At 66.4% G+C, this 16,939-nt stretch carries 14 protein-coding genes and 1 pseudogene; 7 read left to right on the top strand and 8 right to left on the bottom strand.

Features of this window, described 5'->3' with window-relative positions:
* Window positions 1-86: 86 nt before the first annotated feature.
* The 4 genes and pseudogenes from dut (at window position 87) to ACTTAI_RS03260 (ending at window position 3,212) form a co-directional block, all read left to right on the top strand.
* On the top strand, window positions 87-554 hold the full coding sequence (dut, locus tag ACTTAI_RS03275) for a dUTP diphosphatase (RefSeq protein ID WP_444454265.1): 468 nt from the start codon (window positions 87-89) through the stop codon (window positions 552-554).
* 3 nt (window positions 555-557) lie between these two features.
* Window positions 558-1,589, top strand: a pseudogene (locus ACTTAI_RS03270) (HesA/MoeB/ThiF family protein).
* 61 nt (window positions 1,590-1,650) lie between these two features.
* The gene (locus ACTTAI_RS03265; RefSeq protein WP_444454263.1) at window positions 1,651-2,427 is read left to right on the top strand and encodes a transporter substrate-binding domain-containing protein; all 777 of its coding nucleotides are present in this window, start codon (window positions 1,651-1,653) and stop codon (window positions 2,425-2,427) included.
* Window positions 2,424-3,212, top strand: a complete 789-nt coding sequence (locus ACTTAI_RS03260) for an amino acid ABC transporter permease (RefSeq protein ID WP_444454261.1) — start codon at window positions 2,424-2,426, stop codon at window positions 3,210-3,212. Before ACTTAI_RS03265 ends, ACTTAI_RS03260 begins: the two co-directional genes overlap by 4 nt.
* A 56-nt stretch (window positions 3,213-3,268) precedes the next feature.
* Here ACTTAI_RS03260 and ACTTAI_RS03255 read toward each other — a convergent pair whose 3' ends face one another.
* The 3 genes from ACTTAI_RS03255 to ACTTAI_RS03245 all read right to left on the bottom strand — a co-directional run bounded on the left by ACTTAI_RS03255 (window position 3,269) and on the right by ACTTAI_RS03245 (window position 5,682).
* On the bottom strand, window positions 3,269-3,934 hold the full coding sequence (locus ACTTAI_RS03255) for a Hint domain-containing protein (protein ID WP_444454259.1): 666 nt from the start codon (window positions 3,932-3,934) through the stop codon (window positions 3,269-3,271).
* Window positions 3,935-4,125: 191 nt separating this feature from the next.
* Window positions 4,126-4,773, bottom strand: coding sequence for a sulfotransferase family 2 domain-containing protein (locus ACTTAI_RS03250; protein WP_444454257.1), 648 nt, complete (start codon window positions 4,771-4,773; stop codon window positions 4,126-4,128).
* A gap of 9 nt (window positions 4,774-4,782) precedes the next feature.
* Window positions 4,783-5,682: a DMT family transporter gene (locus tag ACTTAI_RS03245; protein ID WP_444454255.1), complete on the bottom strand. Its 900-nt coding sequence runs from the start codon at window positions 5,680-5,682 to the stop codon at window positions 4,783-4,785.
* A gap of 209 nt (window positions 5,683-5,891) precedes the next feature.
* Here ACTTAI_RS03245 and ACTTAI_RS03240 point away from each other — a divergent pair, with 209 nt between their 5' ends.
* A complete protein-coding gene (locus tag ACTTAI_RS03240; protein ID WP_444454253.1) occupies window positions 5,892-6,917 on the top strand; it encodes a hypothetical protein in 1,026 nt (341 codons plus the stop codon).
* A gap of 64 nt (window positions 6,918-6,981) precedes the next feature.
* Here ACTTAI_RS03240 and ACTTAI_RS03235 read toward each other — a convergent pair whose 3' ends face one another.
* The 5 genes from ACTTAI_RS03235 to ACTTAI_RS03215 all read right to left on the bottom strand — a co-directional run bounded on the left by ACTTAI_RS03235 (window position 6,982) and on the right by ACTTAI_RS03215 (window position 12,295).
* The gene (locus tag ACTTAI_RS03235) at window positions 6,982-8,661 is read right to left on the bottom strand and encodes an SPOR domain-containing protein (RefSeq protein ID WP_444454251.1); all 1,680 of its coding nucleotides are present in this window, start codon (window positions 8,659-8,661) and stop codon (window positions 6,982-6,984) included.
* 66 nt (window positions 8,662-8,727) lie between these two features.
* Window positions 8,728-9,360 (bottom strand): uracil phosphoribosyltransferase, encoded by a 633-nt coding sequence (gene upp / locus ACTTAI_RS03230; RefSeq protein ID WP_444454249.1) that lies wholly within the window; start codon window positions 9,358-9,360, stop codon window positions 8,728-8,730.
* Window positions 9,361-9,372: 12 nt separating this feature from the next.
* Window positions 9,373-10,584: a phosphopentomutase gene (locus tag ACTTAI_RS03225; protein WP_444454248.1), complete on the bottom strand. Its 1,212-nt coding sequence runs from the start codon at window positions 10,582-10,584 to the stop codon at window positions 9,373-9,375.
* Window positions 10,584-11,903 (bottom strand): thymidine phosphorylase, encoded by a 1,320-nt coding sequence (locus tag ACTTAI_RS03220; RefSeq protein WP_444454247.1) that lies wholly within the window; start codon window positions 11,901-11,903, stop codon window positions 10,584-10,586. The genes ACTTAI_RS03225 and ACTTAI_RS03220 overlap by 1 nt, the downstream gene beginning before the upstream one ends.
* Entirely contained in the window at window positions 11,903-12,295 is a 393-nt protein-coding gene (locus ACTTAI_RS03215; protein WP_110804896.1) for a cytidine deaminase, read from the bottom strand. The genes ACTTAI_RS03220 and ACTTAI_RS03215 overlap by 1 nt, the downstream gene beginning before the upstream one ends.
* Before the next feature lie 143 nt (window positions 12,296-12,438).
* On the opposite strand from ACTTAI_RS03215, the gene ACTTAI_RS03210 reads away from it, so the two are divergent.
* Both ACTTAI_RS03210 and ACTTAI_RS03205 read left to right on the top strand, forming a co-directional pair.
* Window positions 12,439-14,718 carry an NADP-dependent malic enzyme gene (locus tag ACTTAI_RS03210; RefSeq protein WP_444454245.1) on the top strand — a complete coding sequence of 760 codons (2,280 nt, stop codon included), beginning with the start codon at window positions 12,439-12,441 and terminating at the stop codon, window positions 14,716-14,718.
* 202 nt (window positions 14,719-14,920) lie between these two features.
* A complete protein-coding gene (locus tag ACTTAI_RS03205; RefSeq protein WP_444454243.1) occupies window positions 14,921-16,813 on the top strand; it encodes a propionyl-CoA synthetase in 1,893 nt (630 codons plus the stop codon).
* The last annotated feature ends 126 nt before the right edge of the window (window positions 16,814-16,939 follow it).

Below are 16,939 nucleotides of genomic sequence, written 5' to 3'. Positions count from 1 at the left end.
CAGGGCGAAAGGGGCGTATTTGTGCCAAGAAAAAGCAGCTGGTTTTTTCTTGGTCCAAATACGCAAGGAAAACGGAAGGGGCAGGCATGACGCCGATCATCAAGGTGCTGCGCGAGGCCTGGGCTGACCCGGCGGTGGCGCTGCCGAGCTATGAAACCCAAGGCGCGGCCGGGGCGGACATTCGCGCCAATCTGCCGCCCGAAATCCGCGAAGCCGGACTGGTGCTGGCGCCGATGGGGCGGGCGATCGTGCCGACCGGGCTGCGCGTCGAAATCCCCGAGGGGTTCGAGATGCAGATCCGCCCGCGCTCGGGGCTGGCTTTCAAGCATGGCTTGGGAATGCCGAACGGCCCCGGCACGATCGACAGCGATTATCGCGGCCCGCTCGGCGTCTTGATGATCAACTTCGGCGCCGAAGCCTATACGATCACGCATGGCGAAAGGGTGGCGCAGGCGATCGTCGCCCCGGTCGTGCAGGCGCGCTACGAGATCGTCGCAGATCTGGGCGAGACCGACCGCGGCGCGGGCGGTTTTGGCTCGACCGGCAAGGGCTGAGCCGTGACCGGACTGATCCTGCTGGCCGTCATCGCCGCCCTTGGCTGGAAACTGCGCGCCCCCGCGGGCCTTTTGTGGGGAACGCTGGCAATCCTGTGGGGCGCCTTCGTTCTGGTGCATCTGCTCTTTCCCGACCCGGCCCATCCGCTGCCCGCACTGGTCGGTGGCAGCCTGCCCGCGTGGATCGGCCTTGGGGTCGTGGCGGTGGTCGTGCAGGCCTATCGCTGGGCGCTGGCCCGGCTGCGCGCCCGCGCCGTGACGCCTGAAGCGCCTGCCGAAGGGCCATTTTCGAAAACCGAGCTGAACCGCTATTCCCGCCACATGCTGTTGCGCGAGATCGGGGGCACCGGGCAGCGGCGGCTCAAATCCGCGCGGGTGCTGGTGGTGGGCGCGGGCGGGCTCGGCTCGCCGGCGCTGCTCTATCTGAGCGCTGCAGGCGTCGGCACGCTGGGCGTGATCGACCACGACGAGGTGAGCAATTCGAACCTGCAGCGGCAGGTGCTTTACCGCGACGAGGATATCGGCAAGCCGAAGGTCTTTGCCGCCGAGACGGCGCTGCAGGCGCTCAATCCCTTCATCGCGATCAAGCCCTATCACCGTCGCCTGACCGAGGAGATCGCTGCAGGTCTGATCGCGGAGTATGATCTGGTGCTGGATGGCTGCGACGATTTCGAGACCCGACAGCTGGTGAACCGCGCCTGTGTCGCCGCGGGCAAGCCGCTGATTTCTGCTGCGATCTCGCAGTGGGAGGGGCAGATCGGCCTTTACCACCCGGCGACGGGCGGCCCCTGTCTGGCCTGCCTTTTTCCACAAAAGCCCCCGCCCCCGGGCTTGCCCCCACCTGCGCCGAGGGTGGCGTGATGGCGGCCCTGCCCGGGGATCCTCGGCACGATGATGGCGGCCGAGGCGATCAAGGAGATCACCAAGGCGGGCAGCAGCCTGCGCGGCAAGCTGCAGCTGATCGATGCGCTTTACGGCGAAAACCGCACCATCGAGGTCAAGCGCGATCCCTCATGCCCGGTGTGCGGCGGCTGAGGCTGGACAGCCCCCGCCCTCGGGAATAGCTTGGGTCGACCCCTCGAACCGGAGCTTTCCGATGAAATTGCCCCTGCTTGCCGCAGCCCTGCTTGCCGCCTCGCCCGCCTTGGCCCAACTGCCCGATCTGGCGGGCCGGACCGTCACCGTGGTGACCGAGGATGCCTATCCGCCGCTGCAATTCGTCGATGGCGCGGGCACGCCGGTGGGCTGGGAATATGACGCGATGGCCGAGATGGCGAAGCGGCTGCACATGACCGTCACCTACGACCATTCGAGCTGGGATGCGATGATCCCGGGCGTGTCCGCCGGGCAATATGATATCGGCATGACCGGCATCACCATCCGCGACGACCGCAAGACCGCTGTCGATTTCTCCGACCCCTACATGCGCTCGGAAATGATCATGCTGGTGCGCGGCGACGAAAGCCGCTTCACCGACGGCAAGAGCTTTGCCGCCAATCCGGATCTGCTGATGGCGGCGCAGCCGGGCACGACGCCCTTCTATGTCGGGGTCTACGACCTGCTTGACGGCAACGAGGCGAACCCGCGCATCAAGATGTTCGAGACCTTCGGCGCGGGCGTCGAGGCGCTGCGGGCGGGCGATGTCGATCTGGTGCTGACCGATTCCACCGCGGGCGAGGGCTATGCCAAGGCCTCGAACGGCGCCTTGAAGATCATCGGCGAGAAACTCGGCGCCGAGGATTTCGGCTTCATCTTCCCGAAGGGCTCGGACCTTGTGGCGCCGGTCAATGCGGCCATCGCCGAGATGAAGGCCGATGGCACCTTCGCGGCGCTGAACAAGAAGTGGTTCCTTGACTACAAGATGGGGGAATGAGCCCCAACGCCGACCGTGATTTCCCGTGGTGGCTGGTGGCGCTTGGCGCGGCCGCCCTCGGGCTTGGCGTGGCGGTCGCCGCCGATCCGATGCATGCGAAGATCTTTGCCACGCTGTCGAAAGGCGTCGGCATCACCATCTTCGTGACGCTTTTTGCCTTTGCGGGCGCGCTGGTGCTGGGGCTGGGGCTCGCTGTCGCCTCGCTCTCGCGCCATCTGATCTGGCGCCAGCTGGCACGGTTCTACACCGAGGTGATCCGCGGCGTGCCGATCATCGTGATGCTGCTGTACGTCGCCTTCGCGCTGGTGCCCGCGGTGGTGGCGGGCTGGAACGCGCTTGGCCTGCCCGAGGCTTCGGTGCGGGATTTCCCGCTGCTGGCAAGGGCGGTGCTGGCGCTGATCCTCGCCTATGCCGCCTTTCTGGCCGAGGTCTTTCGGGCTGGTCTGCTGTCAGTCGAGCGCGGCCAGATCGAGGCGGCCAAGGCGCTTGGCCTGAACGGCTGGCTCAGGTTCCGGCTGATCATCTTTCCGCAGGCTTTCCGCACCGTGCTGCCGCCCTTGGGCAATGATTTCGTCGCGATGGTGAAGGACAGCTCGCTTGTGTCGGTGCTGGGCGTGGCCGACATCACCCAGCTCGGCAAGGTCACGGCGGCGGGCAACTTCCGCTATTTCGAGACCTACAATGTCGTCGCCCTGATCTATCTGGCGATGACGGTCACACTGTCGCTGCTGCTGCGCAAGCTTGAGGCGCATCTGCGCAAGCGCGGGGCCCCCGACCGCGACTGAAAGGCTGCCGGGAGGCAATCCGGCAGCCTTCCAACGATCAGACAGGCGTGCAGGTGTCAGAGGCGGGACGCCTGATCGTCTGTCTCGATCAACTGCGCGACGATGGCGCGGGCCATGTCCATCGGCAGGACTATGTAGCTTGTCGGATCATCCATCATCGCGCCGAAGGACTGGCCCGAGGCTGAACCGCAATGGATCAGGCCGGTGCCATTGGCATAGATCACCTCTTCTTCGACGAAGTGCAGGGTGACGATCTCGACGCGCTGATGCGGCGTGATGCGGTCGATGCCGCGATAGCCTTCAAGCGCCGCAGCCGGGATCAGCGCGAAAGGATCACCGAAGACCGCTTCGGCCAGATCGCTTTCGACCAGCACATTCTGTTCGGGCAAAAGCAGCATCGGGCTGGCATTGCCGAGCGCCCCCACCGGCACGGCAAGCGGCATCAGCGGACGCGGGCAGGCGTTGCGACCGGCGAAAAGATGGCTGCGTTGCACCGAGACCAGCGGGCGCAGACCATGATCGAAGGTCATCAGCAGATCACCCGGAGCCATCGCCTCGACCGGGCGCCAGCCCGTCGCAGTCGCGATGCGGGTTCCGGCAACGATGCCTTGCGATTGACCAAGACCGGATTGCGTTTCGAACCGCTGCGACAGGCCGAGATCCTTGAAGTCCCGGGCGTCTTCCCCGGTGTCCGCGCGTTTGGAAGTGGTCAGTCCGAACATCCGTCGTTCCCTCGTCTTCTCCCGGGCGAGACCCGCATTTCCTGCCACCATTTCGGGTGATTCAAAGGGAGTTTCCGCGGCAAGTTTGGGGCGCAATCAAGGCGCCGTTTCCAGACGAACAACAATGCGGGCCATCCGGCAATCTTTCCGCAGATCGCCGCGACACTTCAGGGGGGGGGAAGGTAAACGGCTCAGAAGGTGTACTGAAAGCGGGCGATATCAGCCGCAGCGATCCGGGCCACCTGTTCGGCGGTCGCGTCGTCGTAATAGCTGCGCCAGTCCGCCCGCCGCTCTGATGCATTGCTGCGGGCGAGCGGAAACAGACGAAAGCCCAGATGCGCCTCGAGCGCGGCGCCGTCCTCCTCAAGATGTTCAAGCCTCAGGAAAGCGGTTGCGGGCTCGGTGCCGTTGGGCAGGCGCAGGTAACTGCCATAGGGCGCCCCCCCGACCGAGGCGACGGTCTGCGGATGCGCGACGAAGCCCGCAAAATCATGACCTTGCGCCAAGGCCACCGCCGGATGAGCAAAGCTCTGCGCCCGCAGCCAGTGGTAATAGCTCACCATCCGGTCCCAGGGGTTGCGCACCAGGGTGAAGGTGAACCAGTCCCGCGCCTGAGCCTCGGTATAAAGCCCGATCCCCTCGGCCAGCGTCGTATGCTTCCACAGCCGCCCCGCCGTCGTCACCCCCTTGAGCCGCCCCTTGCGGCGCTGCGCTTTCGGCGTGTCGCCGATCAGGATGTCATCGGCCATCGCCCGCGCCTCCAGCGCCAGCGCCAGCGCCGTGCCCCCGGTTTTCGGGATATGGACAAAGATGAAGCGACGGCCCGGAGAGATGATCATGCGGGCAGTCTAGCGCCCCCGCGCGACGATCGCGAGACCCGCAAGCCAGATCAGCGCCATGCCCGCCCATTCGCGCAAGCCCGGAACCTCGCCCCAGAGCAGAAAGCCCCAGAGCGCGGCAGCGGGCAGCACGACATATTCGAAGACCGAGGCGCGGGTGGCATCGGCCAGCTGATAGCCCTTCACCATCAGGCTCACCGCGATCAGCGATCCCAGGGCCTGCGCGAAGACCCAGAACAGCACCGTGGTCGAGGGCACCGCCGGGCCGCGCAGGATGAAGGCAAGCGTCCCCTCGCCCGCCATCGGGAACAGCGTCAGCACCCCCAGCCCGCAGGCACCAAGGATGCCGAGCATGGCAAAGAAGCCCGCGGTCAGCGTCACCGCCCCTTCGCCGGGGCACCAGCGCTGCGTGGCGATATTGCCCAGCGCATAAAGCGCGCCGCCCAGCACCGGGATCACCGCGGCGGGGCCGATCCGCGCCGCCTCGGGGCCGAGCACGAGAAGGATACCGCCAAAACCCATCGCCACGGCGGCGATACGGACAAGGCCGATGTGCTCGCCGTAAAAGAAGCGGGTGATCAGCAAAACGAAGATCGGCGCGGTAAAGAGACCCGCCGCCACCTGCGGCACCGGCAGAAAGCCGAGACTGCCGAAATAGCACAGCATCGCCACGCCATGCACAACCGAGCGCGCCGCCACGGCGCGGAAGTTCCGCGGCCGCAGATCCAGCCGGAACAGCGGCACGGCGACTAGCAGCAGCACAACCACCATCAGAGAGCGCGTCAGATGGAACTGCCACAACCCGATTTCCGAGGCGATGACGCGCACGTAATTGTCTGTAAAGCCGATGATCAGCGCATAGCCCGATATCGCCGCCGCGGCCATCGCGGTGTGGTTTTTGTCCGTCATTGCGGCTGCCCCCTGTCCCTGCCCCAGATGTGACGGCCCGTTTGCGGTTTGGCGCGTCCATTCCCGACATATGAGACGCTATCAGGCACAAAAACGACCTCTTGCAGCCCTGCGACAGGGCGACGAATCACGCAATTGACCCTGTAGCCCCAATCGCTATTCTTTGAGGGGAAGAGAGCAAAAGCCTCAAGCCTTAGTCGAAGCCGAGAATGACCGCGCTGCCGCAATATGAAATGCTTACCGCGCAGGGATTGTGGCGGGAAACGCCGCAGGCGCAGCGGCGGCTGGTTCTGCTGTCGCTGGGCGATGCGACGCTGGTGATCCGTGACAACCTGTCGGACCGGGCGGTGGCGCATTGGTCGCTCGCGGCGCTGATCCGGCGCAATCCGGGGGGAAAGCCCGCGCTTTACACCGCCTCCGAAGAGCCGGGCGAAGAGCTTGAGATCGGCGACGAACTGATGGTCGAGGCGATCGAAAAGGTTCAGGCAGTGATCGAATCCCGACGCCCGCATCCGGGGCGTCTGCGGCGGATCGGCTGGAGCCTTGGCCTTGTCGCGCTGGCTATAGGCGCGGTGTTCTGGCTGCCCGGGGCGATGATCGATCAGGCGGTGCGGGTGGTGCCGACCGCCAAGCGCACCGATATCGGCCGGATGGTGCTGCGGGACATGGAGCGCAGCACCGGCGTCTCCTGCCATTCGACCGAGGGCGATGCCGCGCTTGAGGCGCTGGCGAACCGGCTGCAGGGCATCAGCGAGATCGCTGTTTTGCCGCACGGGCTGAAGGGGGCGCGGATTCTGCCCGGTGGCGTTGTCGCGCTGGGGACCGACACGCTGACCGGCCCCGACACGCCCGAGGTGGCGGCGGGGGCAATCCTCGCGGCGCTGCAGGCGCAGTCGACGGAAGATCCGTTGCATGCGGCGCTTGGCTGGGCGGGCAGTGCCGTGGCGCTGACGCTTCTGACCACGGGCAATCTGCCCGCCGAACGGATGCAGGGCTATGGCGCCGAGGTTCTGGCCACCCCCACGACGATGGCGCACAGCGAGGCCGAGACCGAGGCGTTGCTGACCGCCTTCAAGGCCGCGGGTGTTTCCTCGACCCCCTATGCCTATGCGATCGACCCGACAGGCGAGATGGCGCTGGGTCTGATTGAGGCCGATCCGTTCCGCGGCTCGCCCGCGCCCGAGCCGGTTCTGGCCGATGATCAATGGCTGGCGCTGAAAGACATCTGTTCCTGAACGCCGGACACGGAAACGAGCGGCCCCTGAGGGAACCGCCCGCGATGTCCTTTGGACGATCTTTTCAGCGCAGGATCACATCGGCAAAGCCCGCGCCCCGCACCGTCGTCAGCGCCTGACGTGCATCGGCAAAGGGACCGGCCAGAACCACGGTCAGACCGCGCCCGGTCGTTGCCACAGAGACCGGCAGGCCAACCGCGGCCAGACGCGCCTTGGCCGCATCGGCATTGCCCGGCACCGCGAAGGTGCCCACCTGCAGATAGCGCGGCCCGGCCGCCTGCGGGGCTGCTGCCACGGGCGCGGCCACGGATTTTGACGACAGCCGCGTTTCTGTCTGACCATAGGGCGCGACATAGACGGGCTCGGCCGGAACGATGCGTTTGCGCGCCGGTGTCTTGTCGTTCACGGGACGCGCCGGAACCTGATTGGTCCAAAGCACGCCCTGCTGCGCATCGCCCATCGCCGTGCGCGGCCCGCGGAAGGGATTGAGACGCCCGTCTTCGAAGGCCGGGGCGTAGCCGGTCGGCCCGATATCCGTCGCCACTTCGATCGGGGTCAGCGTCACCTGCCCGGCGGGCGAGCGCACATAGACCGGCGGCGGCGCATAGCTGTTGGACGAGATCCGCCCGGCGGCTTGCGGCACGGGCGCTGGCTGTGCGTTCAGCGCATAGGGGCTCGCGGCGCCATAGGCCTGCTGCGGGGTCATCCCGCCCGGACCCTGAACCACGGACTGCGCCTGATAGCTGACACCATAGCCCGTGCCGCCGACCATCGGCGCGGTCGTCGAGACCGGATAGGCGCTCGCGTCATAGGCCGAGGAACCATAGCCTGTCCCCCCCATCATCGGCGCCGAGCTGACAACCAGTCCGGGCACGGCGGCGGCGTTGATGAAGGCGGCGGGGTTGTCGACCGCCCCCCCGCAGCGCACGACGGATCGGCCGTCCGAAAGCTGGTAACGCTGCGCCGAGCCCGTGCCCGCCGGGCATGAGGTCGCGACCGCCGCCACCGGCTCGGTGCCAACGATCTGAACCGGAACGGGAAGCGTGTTGTGATAGCGCACACTGCCACGGACCGGCGTCGCAACCGGCGCAGAGGCGGGCACGTCCGGCGTCGTCGCAACCGGGCCGTCATTCAACGCATAGGGCGAGACATAGCCCGAGCGCGACGGCATCGCTGCGGTCTGCGGCGGGACCGCCGGGGGGGGCGCCGCGACGGCCACCCGCACCGGCGTTGCGGCGACGGGCGCCACGGGACGTGCGGCCGTGGTGGCCGCGGCCGGGCCGATCCGGGGCGGGGTTTCGGTGGTGGCGATGGTCTCCATCGGCTTGCCGACGAAAGGCGTCGGCGCGAAGGGCGATTTCGAGGGTTTGACCGGCGCCGCCGTCGCGACAGATGTCGGGGCGGCGGCGCTTGTCGGCACGACCGTCGGCGAGGGCTTTGCCGACGACGCCGGGGCCGCGGGCCCGACCTTGGCGATGTCGAGAACCGCCTGCCCCGTCTTGAAGGTGGGCGTGTATCCGCAAAGCTGATTCTTCGTGCGATCGACGCGCGGCACCCAGTTCACGGCATCGCCATAGCCCGCGCGCACGAAGACACACCCCGCGCTGTCGACATATTGCCGCCCCTTGAACGACGGGGACGGCACTTCTGCCGGACCATTGAGATTCATCTCTGCGAGGGCGGTCGTGCCCCCCATCGCGGCCGCAACTGCCGTCGCGACCAACAACCAACCATACCGCCGCATGTCATCCCCCGATGATCTTTGCGGAAAAAGTGCAGCACAATTGTTGCAGAGTAAAGGAAAATCGGCCTATTTGGTGCCGAACATGCGGTCACCCGCATCCCCTAGACCCGGAACGATATATCCATGATCGTTCAGGTGGTTGTCGATGGACGCCGTGACGATCGGCACATCCGGGTGCGCGGCGCGCATCCGCGCGATGCCTTCGGGGGCGGCGAGCAGGCACAGGAAGCGGATGTTCTTCGCGCCCTTGTCCTTCATCAGCTGCACCGCCGCGGCCGAGCTGTTGCCCGTCGCCAGCATCGGATCGACGACGATCACCATCCGGTCTTCGAGTTCCGCGGGCACCTTGCAGTAATACTGCACCGGCTGCAGGGTTTCCGGATCGCGGTAAAGCCCGACAAAACCCACCCGCGCCGCCGGGATCAGCTCGAGGATGCCATCGAGAAGCCCGTTCCCCGCCCGCAGGATCGAGATCAGCGCGAGTTTCTTGCCCTCAAGGATCGGCGCATCCATTTCGCACAGCGGCGTCTCAATGCGCTTCGTGGTCAGATCGAGCCCGCGCGTGACCTCATAGGCCAGCAGCAGGCTGATTTCGCGCAGAAGCTGGCGGAAGGACGCGGTGGAGGTATCCTTTTCCCGCATCAAGGTCAGTTTGTGCTGCACCAGCGGGTGATCGACGACGGTGACCTGTTGATCCATGGTCTTGTCCTTTCAAAGAAAACTGCGGCCGGGGCCGTGCGGGGCCACGCCCAGATGCGTCGCGATCGACGCGCCGATGTCGGCATAGGCGACCTGCCCCACCGGGCGCAACCCAAGCCCGTGACCCAGCACCGGCACCCGCTCGCGGGTGTGGTCGGTGCCCGACCATGTCGGGTCGTTGCCATGATCGGCGGTGAAAAGCGCCAGATCGCCCGGGCGCAGGGTCGGCAGAAAGCGGCCCAGACAGGCGTCGAACCATTCCAGCGCGCGGGCATAGCCCGACACGTCGCGCCGATGCCCCCAGAGGCTGTCGAACTCGACGAAATTGGCGAAGGTCAGGCTGCCCTCCTCTGCCTCGGACCCAAGGCGGATCAGATGCTCCATAAGGTCGGCGTCGCTCTTGCCCTTGTGCAGATGGGTGATGCCGCGATGGGAAAAGATGTCGCCGATCTTGCCGATGGCATGGGTCACGCGACCCGCGACCTCGACCCAGTCGAGCACGGTCGGCGCAGGTGGTTCGATGGCGAAATCGCGCCGGTTCGGGGTGCGGGTGAAGGCGCCGGGCGCGCCGGTGAAGGGGCGGGCGATGACGCGGCCGACTTTCATCGCATGCAGGCGGGGGGCCACATCGCGGCACAGCTGCAGAAGGCGGTCGAGCCCGAAGCTTTCCTCATGCGCGGCGATCTGAAAGACGCTGTCGGCCGAGGTGTAGCAGATCGGCCAGCCGGTGCGCAGATGCTCCGCGCCAAGCCGCTCGATGATCGCGGTGCCCGGGGCGTGGCAATTGCCCAGAATGCCTGCGGTTCCCGCGGCCCTCGCGACAAACTCCACCAGATCGGCCGGAAAACTGCCTTTCGTGTCAACGAAGTAATGCCAGTCCCACGGCACCGGCACCCCGGCCAGCTCCCAGTGACCCGATGGGGTATCCTTGCCTTTTGAAACTTCCGTCGCGGCGCCCCAAAGGCCCTGAGGGTCTACGCCAAGCCCCGCGGGGGCAACACCGGAAGCGAGTGCAACAGCCGCCGAAAGGCCCAGCGCATCGAGATGCGGCAGCTTGAGCGGCCCGGATCGCCGGTCTTCCGCCCGCCCCTCGGCACAGGCCGCGGCGATATGGGCAAGCGTGTTCGCCCCGGTGTCCGGGCGGCCCTCGTTGAAGAAGGCGGCGGCATCCGGGGCGCCACCGATACCAACGGAATCCATCACGATGAGAAAAGCACGGGCCATCAGACGTCCTCCGGCCCGATCCGGCAATGGATCAGCGGCGGCTCTTCGGGCGGTTCCTCGGAGAGCTGATAGGCGGCCAGAACCGCCGCCACCGCCCGCTCGGCCCGGGCCTGATCGGGGGCATGGACCAGCGCCAAGGCCTCGCCGCGCACCATTTCCTCGCCGATCACCGCCTGCCCGGTCAGCCCGACCGAGGGGTTGATCCGGTCGCTGCCAACCAGACGCCCGCCGCCCAGACGCACCACCGCCTCGCCCAAAGCCCGCCCGTTGACCCGCGCCACGAACCCGGCGCGCGGCGCGGGCACCGGCACGATTACCGGCGCGGCCGGAAGCCGGTCGGGATAACGCTCGACGAAATCGAGCGGCCCGCCCAGCGCCGCGACCATCTGCCCGAATTTCTCGGCGGCGCGGCCGGTCTCGATCGCCGTGTCGATCAGCGCGGCGCCATCATCAAGGCTCGCCGCCTTGCCCGCCAGCATCAGCACCTCGCCCCCCAAAGCCGAGGTCACATCCCACAGCGCCTCGTTGACCGAGGTGCCGGTCAGCGTCTCCATCACCTCAAGCACTTCCAGCGCATTGCCCGCCGATTGCCCGAGGCTCTGGTTCATGTCGGTCATCAAGGCCGAGGTCCGGCAGCCCGCGTCATTCGCCGTCTTCACCAGACTTTCCGCCAGCGCCTGCGCGTCTTCGACCGTGGCCATGAAGGCGCCCGAGCCGACCTTAACGTCGAGCACCAAGGCCCCAAGCCCGACCGCAAGTTTCTTCGACAGGATCGAGGCGGTGATCAGATCGATGCTTTCGACCGTGCCCGAGATATCGCGGATGCCGTAAAGCCGCTTGTCAGCCGGGGCGATTTCCTCGGTCGCGCCGACGATGGCGCAGCCGACCTCGCCCACGACCTTCCGAAGCGCCTCGATGCCGGGCAGCGATTTGTAACCGGGAATGGATTCCATCTTGTCGAGCGTGCCGCCGGTATGGCCCAGCCCGCGCCCCGAGATCATCGGCACATAGACGCCGCAGGCCGCCAGCGCCGGAGCAAGCAGAAGCGACACGGAATCGCCGATGCCGCCCGTCGAATGCTTGTCGACCACCGGGCCGGGCAGATCCCAGCGCACCACCTGCCCCGAGTCCCGCATCGCCTGCGTCAGCGCCACCCGGCCCGCAGGACCGATGCCGCGGCACAGAACCGCCATCGCGAAAGCCCCCGCCTGCGCGTCCGAAACCGTGCCATCGGCGAGCCCCTTGGCAAACCAGGCGGCGGCCTCGGGCGCGAGGCCCGCGCCGTCGCGCACGGCCATGATGATCGAGCGGGCGTCCATCAGACGTTGTCCATGTGGCTGGCGTCAAACCGGCCCGGCAGCAGATCGCCGATGGTGGTGTCGAGCCGCGCGCCCGCGGTCGTCGCCAGCGTCACCGGCACCGAACCGCGCCCGAACTCGGCCAGCTTCTGCCGACAGCCGCCACAGGGCGGCACCGGCGCCGGGCTGTCGGCGATCACCGCGACCTCGACCAGCTCGGTCTCGCCCGCGGCCACCATCGCGGCAATCGCGCCCGCCTCGGCACAGGTGCCCTCGGGGTAGGCGACGTTTTCCACGTTCACGCCGCGATAGATCGTGCCAGAGGCCCCCCGCACCGCCGCCCCCACCTTGAATTTCGAATAGGGAGCATAGGCATTCTCGCGCACATCGCGCGCGGCATCGAGCAGGGACATCGTCCGCCTCCGGCAAAGGGTTCGGTTCGGGTGATCCTGCGCCGGGCGGGGCGGCAGCGCAAGGGGGGTGCCCGCTTGCGCTATCAACGCTTCCCGGCGATATGGAATTGGTTTAAGGCTGAACCATCTTCAGGGAGAGGCTCATGACCGACGAACGTCACCCGTCCGCACGCCATCCGGCGCTGGATTACCACGAATTTCCGAAGCCCGGAAAGCTGGAAATCCGCGCCACGAAGCCGCTCGCCAACGGCCTCGACCTGAGCCGCGCCTATTCGCCGGGCGTCGCCGAAGCCTGCCTCGAGATCAAGGCCGACCCGGCCGAGGCCGCGCGCTACACCGCGCGGGGCAATCTGGTCGCCGTGGTGACGAATGGCACCGCGGTTCTGGGGCTCGGCAATATCGGGCCGCTCGCCGCGAAACCGGTGATGGAAGGCAAGGCGGTTCTGTTCAAGAAATTCGCCAATATCGACGCCTTCGATATCGAAGTGAACCAGCCCGACCCGGAAAAACTGGCCGATCTGGTCTGCGCACTGGAACCCAGCTTCGGCGCCATCAACCTTGAAGACATCAAGGCCCCCGATTGCTTCATCGTCGAGCGGATCTGCCGCGAGCGGATGAAGATCCCGGTCTTTCACGACGACCAGCACGGCACGGCGATTGTCGTCGGCGCGGCCGCCACGAACGCCCTGCGCATCGCGGGCAAGCGGTTTGACGAGATCAAGATCGTCTCGACCGGCGGTGGCGCGGCGGGGATCGCCTGTCTGAACATGCTGGTGAAACTCGGTGTGCGGCGCGAAAACGTCTGGCTCTGCGACATTCACGGACTGGTCTATCAGGGCCGCGAAGTCGACATGAACCCGCTCAAGGCCACTTACGCGCAGCCGACGACGAAGCGGACGCTCGATGACGTGATCGAAGGGGCGGATCTGTTCCTGGGCCTTTCCGGTCCCGGCGTGCTGACCCCCGACCATGTGGCGCGGATGGCGCCGCGCCCGATCGTCTTTGCGCTCGCCAATCCGACGCCCGAGATCCTGCCCGAGGCGGTGCGCTCGGTCGCGCCCGAGGCGATCATCGCCACCGGCCGCAGCGATTTCCCCAATCAGGTCAACAACGTCCTGTGCTTCCCCTTCATCTTCCGCGGCGCCCTGGACGTGGGGGCCACGACGATCAATGACGAGATGCAGCTGGCCTGCATCGAAGGGATCGCGGCGCTTGCCCGCGCCACCACCGTGGCCGAAGCCGCCGCCGCCTATCGCGGCGAGAAGCTGACCTTCGGCCCGGATTACCTGATCCCGAAGCCCTTCGACCCGCGCCTGATCGCCACCGTCTCGACCGCGGTCGCCAAGGCCGCGATGGAAACCGGCGTCGCCACCCGGCCGATTGCCGATCTTGACGGCTATCGGCGCAAGCTTGAAGGCTCGGTCGTGCGCTCGTCGCTCTTGATGCGGCCGGTCTTCGAGGCTGCCGCCACCGCCGCCCGTCGCGTCGTCTTTGCCGAGGGCGAGGATGAGCGCGTGCTGCGCGCGGCGCAGGCGATGATCGAGGAAACCACGGTGAAACCGATCCTGATCGGCCGCCCCGAGGTGATCGAACGGCGGGCGGAACGGGCCGGGCTGTCGCTCGTGCCCGGGCGCGATTTCGAGGTGGTGAACCCCGAACACGACGCCCGCTACCGCAGCTATTGGGAGACTTATTACGGGCTGATGGCCCGGCGCGGCGTCACCCCCGATCTGGCCCGCGCGATCCTGCGCACCAACACCACCGCCATCGGCGCGATCATGGTGCATCAGGGCGATGCCGACAGCCTGATCTGCGGCACCTTCGGGCAATATCTGTGGCACCTTGGCTATGTGCGACAGGTGCTGGCGCGGGGCGGGCTGCATCCGGTGGGCGCACTCAGCCTGATGATCCTGGAAGACGGGCCGCTCTTCATCGCCGACACCCATGTGCATCACGAACCGACGCCGGACGAGATCACCGCCACGGTGATGGCGGCGGCGCGGCATGTGCGCCGGTTTGGCCTCGCGCCCAAGGTCGCGCTGTGTTCGCACAGCCAGTTCGGCAACCTCGACACCGATTCCGGGCGACGGATGCGTGCGGCGCTGGAACGGCTCGACACCCGCGAGCCCGATTTCGTCTACGAGGGCGAGATGCATATCGATGCCGCGCTCGATCCGCAAATTCGCGCCCGGCTGCTGCCCGAGTCGCGGCTGGAAGGATCGGCGAATGTGCTGGTCTTTGCCAATACCGACGCCGCCTCGGGGGTGCGCAACATCCTCAAGGCGAAGGCGAACGGGCTGGAGGTCGGGCCAATTCTGATGGGAATGGGGAACCGGGCGCATATCGTGACCCCCTCGATCACCACGCGCGGCCTGCTGAACGTCGCCGTGCTGGCGGGCACCCCGGTGGCGGCTTACGGTTGATTCTGCAAAGCGGAGCAACTTTGCAAAACGCTTTTCGCTTTCGTGACGGCGTTCAAATATAAGCAATATTTGCAAAAGTTTGCGGCGGAATCCCCGCCGCTTTCTGCAAATTTTTGTGCCAAGCCCTCACCTGCGGCGGTAACATTCTTGCACAAACCTTTCCGCCTGCGTAACAAGCTTGCAAGGTTGGAGGAGGGATACCATGGGATACAAGGAAGTCTATTCCGCGTGGCAGGCGGACCCCGAAGGGTTCTGGATGGATGCAGCCAAGGGCATCGATTGGGTGCAAAGCCCCTCCAAGGCACATTTCGATCAGGGCCCGGCCGGGGAATGGTTTGCCGACGGCATGGTGAACACCTGCTTCAACGCGGTGGACCGTCACGTTCTGGCCGGTCGCGGCGATCAGATCGCGATCATGCACGAAAGCCCGATCACCCATTCGACCAAGGGCATCACCTACAAGGAACTGCAGGCGCGCGTGTCGAGCCTTGCGGGCGCGCTGCGCATGCGCGGCGTCGAAAAGGGTGACCGCGTCATCATCTACATGCCGATGATCCCCGAAGCGCTGGAAGCGATGCTGGCCTGCGCGCGTCTGGGCGCCATCCACTCGGTCGTTTTCGGCGGCTTTGCGGCGCACGAACTCGCCGTGCGGATCGACGACTGCACGCCGAAAGCGATCATCGCGGCGTCTTGCGGTCTCGAACCGGGCCGCGTCGTGCATTACAAGCCGCTGCTTGATGCCGCCATCGATCAAGCCACGCACAAGCCCGAATTCTGCGTCGTCTTCCAGCGCGAACAAGAGGTTGCGAAGCTGGTCGAGGGCCGCGACTTCAGCTGGCACGGCTTCCAGTATGGCGTGAAACCGGCCGAATGCGTGCCGGTCGAGGGCAACCACCCGGCCTATATCCTGTACACTTCGGGCACCACCGGGGCGCCGAAGGGTGTCGTGCGTCCGACCGCGGGCCATCTGGTCGCGCTGAACTGGTCGATGAAGGCCATTTACAACATCGAAGCGGGCGACCGCTTCTGGGCCGCCTCGGACGTGGGTTGGGTCGTCGGCCACAGCTATATCTGCTACGGCCCGCTGCTTGCGGGCGCCACCACCGTGGTGTTCGAAGGCAAGCCGGTCGGCACCCCGCACGCGGGCGTGTTCTGGCGGATCATCCAGAATCACCGCATCAAATCGTTCTTCACCGCGCCGACCGCGCTGCGCGCCATCCGCCGCGAGGATCCGAATGGCGATTACATCAAGCGCTACAAGCTGCACGAGATGCAGGCGCTGTTCCTTGCCGGCGAACGCGCCGACCCGGAAACGGTGAAATGGGCGCAGGAACATCTGGGCGTGCCGGTGATCGACCACTGGTGGCAGACCGAAACCGGCTGGGCGATTGCGGGCAACCCGCTCGGCATCGAACTCTTGCCGGTCAAGGTCGGCTCGCCGACGAAGCCGATGCCGGGCTATGACGTGCAGGTGCTCGACGAGGGCGGCCATCCGGTGGCCCCGGGCACGCTGGGCGCCATCGCGATCAAGCTGCCGCTGCCGCCCGGCACGCTGCCGACGCTGTGGAATGCCGACGACCGCTTCACGAAAAGCTATCTGACCCACTTCCCGGGCTATTACGAGACCGGCGACGCGGGCTACATTGATGAAGACGGCTATGTCTACATCATGGCCCGGACCGACGACGTGATCAACGTCGCGGGTCACCGCCTCTCGACCGGCGCGATGGAAGAGGTTCTGGCTTCGCACAAGGACGTCGCCGAATGTGCCGTCATTGGTGTCGCGGACGAGCTCAAGGGCCAGCTGCCGATGGGCTTCCTGTGCCTGACCAAGGGCTGCACCCGCCCGGCGGCTGATGTGATCAAGGAATGCGTGCGTCTGGTGCGCGACCAGATCGGCCCGGTCGCGGCGTTCAAGCTGGCGGTCGTCGTCGACCGTCTGCCGAAAACGCGCTCGGGCAAGATCCTGCGCGGCACGATGGCGAAGATCGCCGATGGCGTCGAGTACAAGATGCCCGCGACGATTGATGATCCGGCGATTCTCGACGAGATCACCGCGGCGCTGAAAGCGATCGGCTACCCCGCCGTCGCCTGAGCTGACGCCGACACGGCCCTGCACGTGCAGGGTCGTGTCGGGTTGCAATTTTTACGTGAAGTCATCTGCCTCTTTTCGGTCCCCTCACATTCTCGGGACTTGATTTGCCAACGCCGGGCTGGAAGA

The organism is Rhodobacter capsulatus (genome assembly GCF_052363175.1).
In the GTDB taxonomy this organism is placed as follows: domain Bacteria; phylum Pseudomonadota; class Alphaproteobacteria; order Rhodobacterales; family Rhodobacteraceae; genus Rhodobacter; species Rhodobacter capsulatus_D.
The sequence above is the reverse complement of the archived record's forward strand: the minus strand, read 5'-3'. Positions and strand labels throughout refer to the sequence as shown.

Bases quoted from the DNA above. Each gene is read 5' to 3' on its own strand.
- dut (WP_444454265.1), top strand. From the start codon at position 87: ATGACGCCGATCATCAAGGTGCTGCGCGAGGCCTGGGCTGACCCGGCG.
- ACTTAI_RS03265 (WP_444454263.1), top strand. From the start codon at position 1,651: ATGAAATTGCCCCTGCTTGCCGCAGCCCTGCTTGCCGCCTCGCCCGCC.
- ACTTAI_RS03260 (WP_444454261.1), top strand. From the start codon at position 2,424: ATGAGCCCCAACGCCGACCGTGATTTCCCGTGGTGGCTGGTGGCGCTT.
- ACTTAI_RS03255 (WP_444454259.1), bottom strand. From the start codon at position 3,934: ATGTTCGGACTGACCACTTCCAAACGCGCGGACACCGGGGAAGACGCC.
- ACTTAI_RS03250 (WP_444454257.1), bottom strand. From the start codon at position 4,773: ATGATCATCTCTCCGGGCCGTCGCTTCATCTTTGTCCATATCCCGAAA.
- ACTTAI_RS03245 (WP_444454255.1), bottom strand. From the start codon at position 5,682: ATGACGGACAAAAACCACACCGCGATGGCCGCGGCGGCGATATCGGGC.
- ACTTAI_RS03240 (WP_444454253.1), top strand. From the start codon at position 5,892: ATGACCGCGCTGCCGCAATATGAAATGCTTACCGCGCAGGGATTGTGG.
- ACTTAI_RS03235 (WP_444454251.1), bottom strand. From the start codon at position 8,661: ATGCGGCGGTATGGTTGGTTGTTGGTCGCGACGGCAGTTGCGGCCGCG.
- upp (WP_444454249.1), bottom strand. From the start codon at position 9,360: ATGGATCAACAGGTCACCGTCGTCGATCACCCGCTGGTGCAGCACAAA.
- ACTTAI_RS03225 (WP_444454248.1), bottom strand. From the start codon at position 10,584: ATGGCCCGTGCTTTTCTCATCGTGATGGATTCCGTTGGTATCGGTGGC.
- ACTTAI_RS03220 (WP_444454247.1), bottom strand. From the start codon at position 11,903: ATGGACGCCCGCTCGATCATCATGGCCGTGCGCGACGGCGCGGGCCTC.
- ACTTAI_RS03215 (WP_110804896.1), bottom strand. From the start codon at position 12,295: ATGTCCCTGCTCGATGCCGCGCGCGATGTGCGCGAGAATGCCTATGCT.
- ACTTAI_RS03210 (WP_444454245.1), top strand. From the start codon at position 12,439: ATGACCGACGAACGTCACCCGTCCGCACGCCATCCGGCGCTGGATTAC.
- ACTTAI_RS03205 (WP_444454243.1), top strand. From the start codon at position 14,921: ATGGGATACAAGGAAGTCTATTCCGCGTGGCAGGCGGACCCCGAAGGG.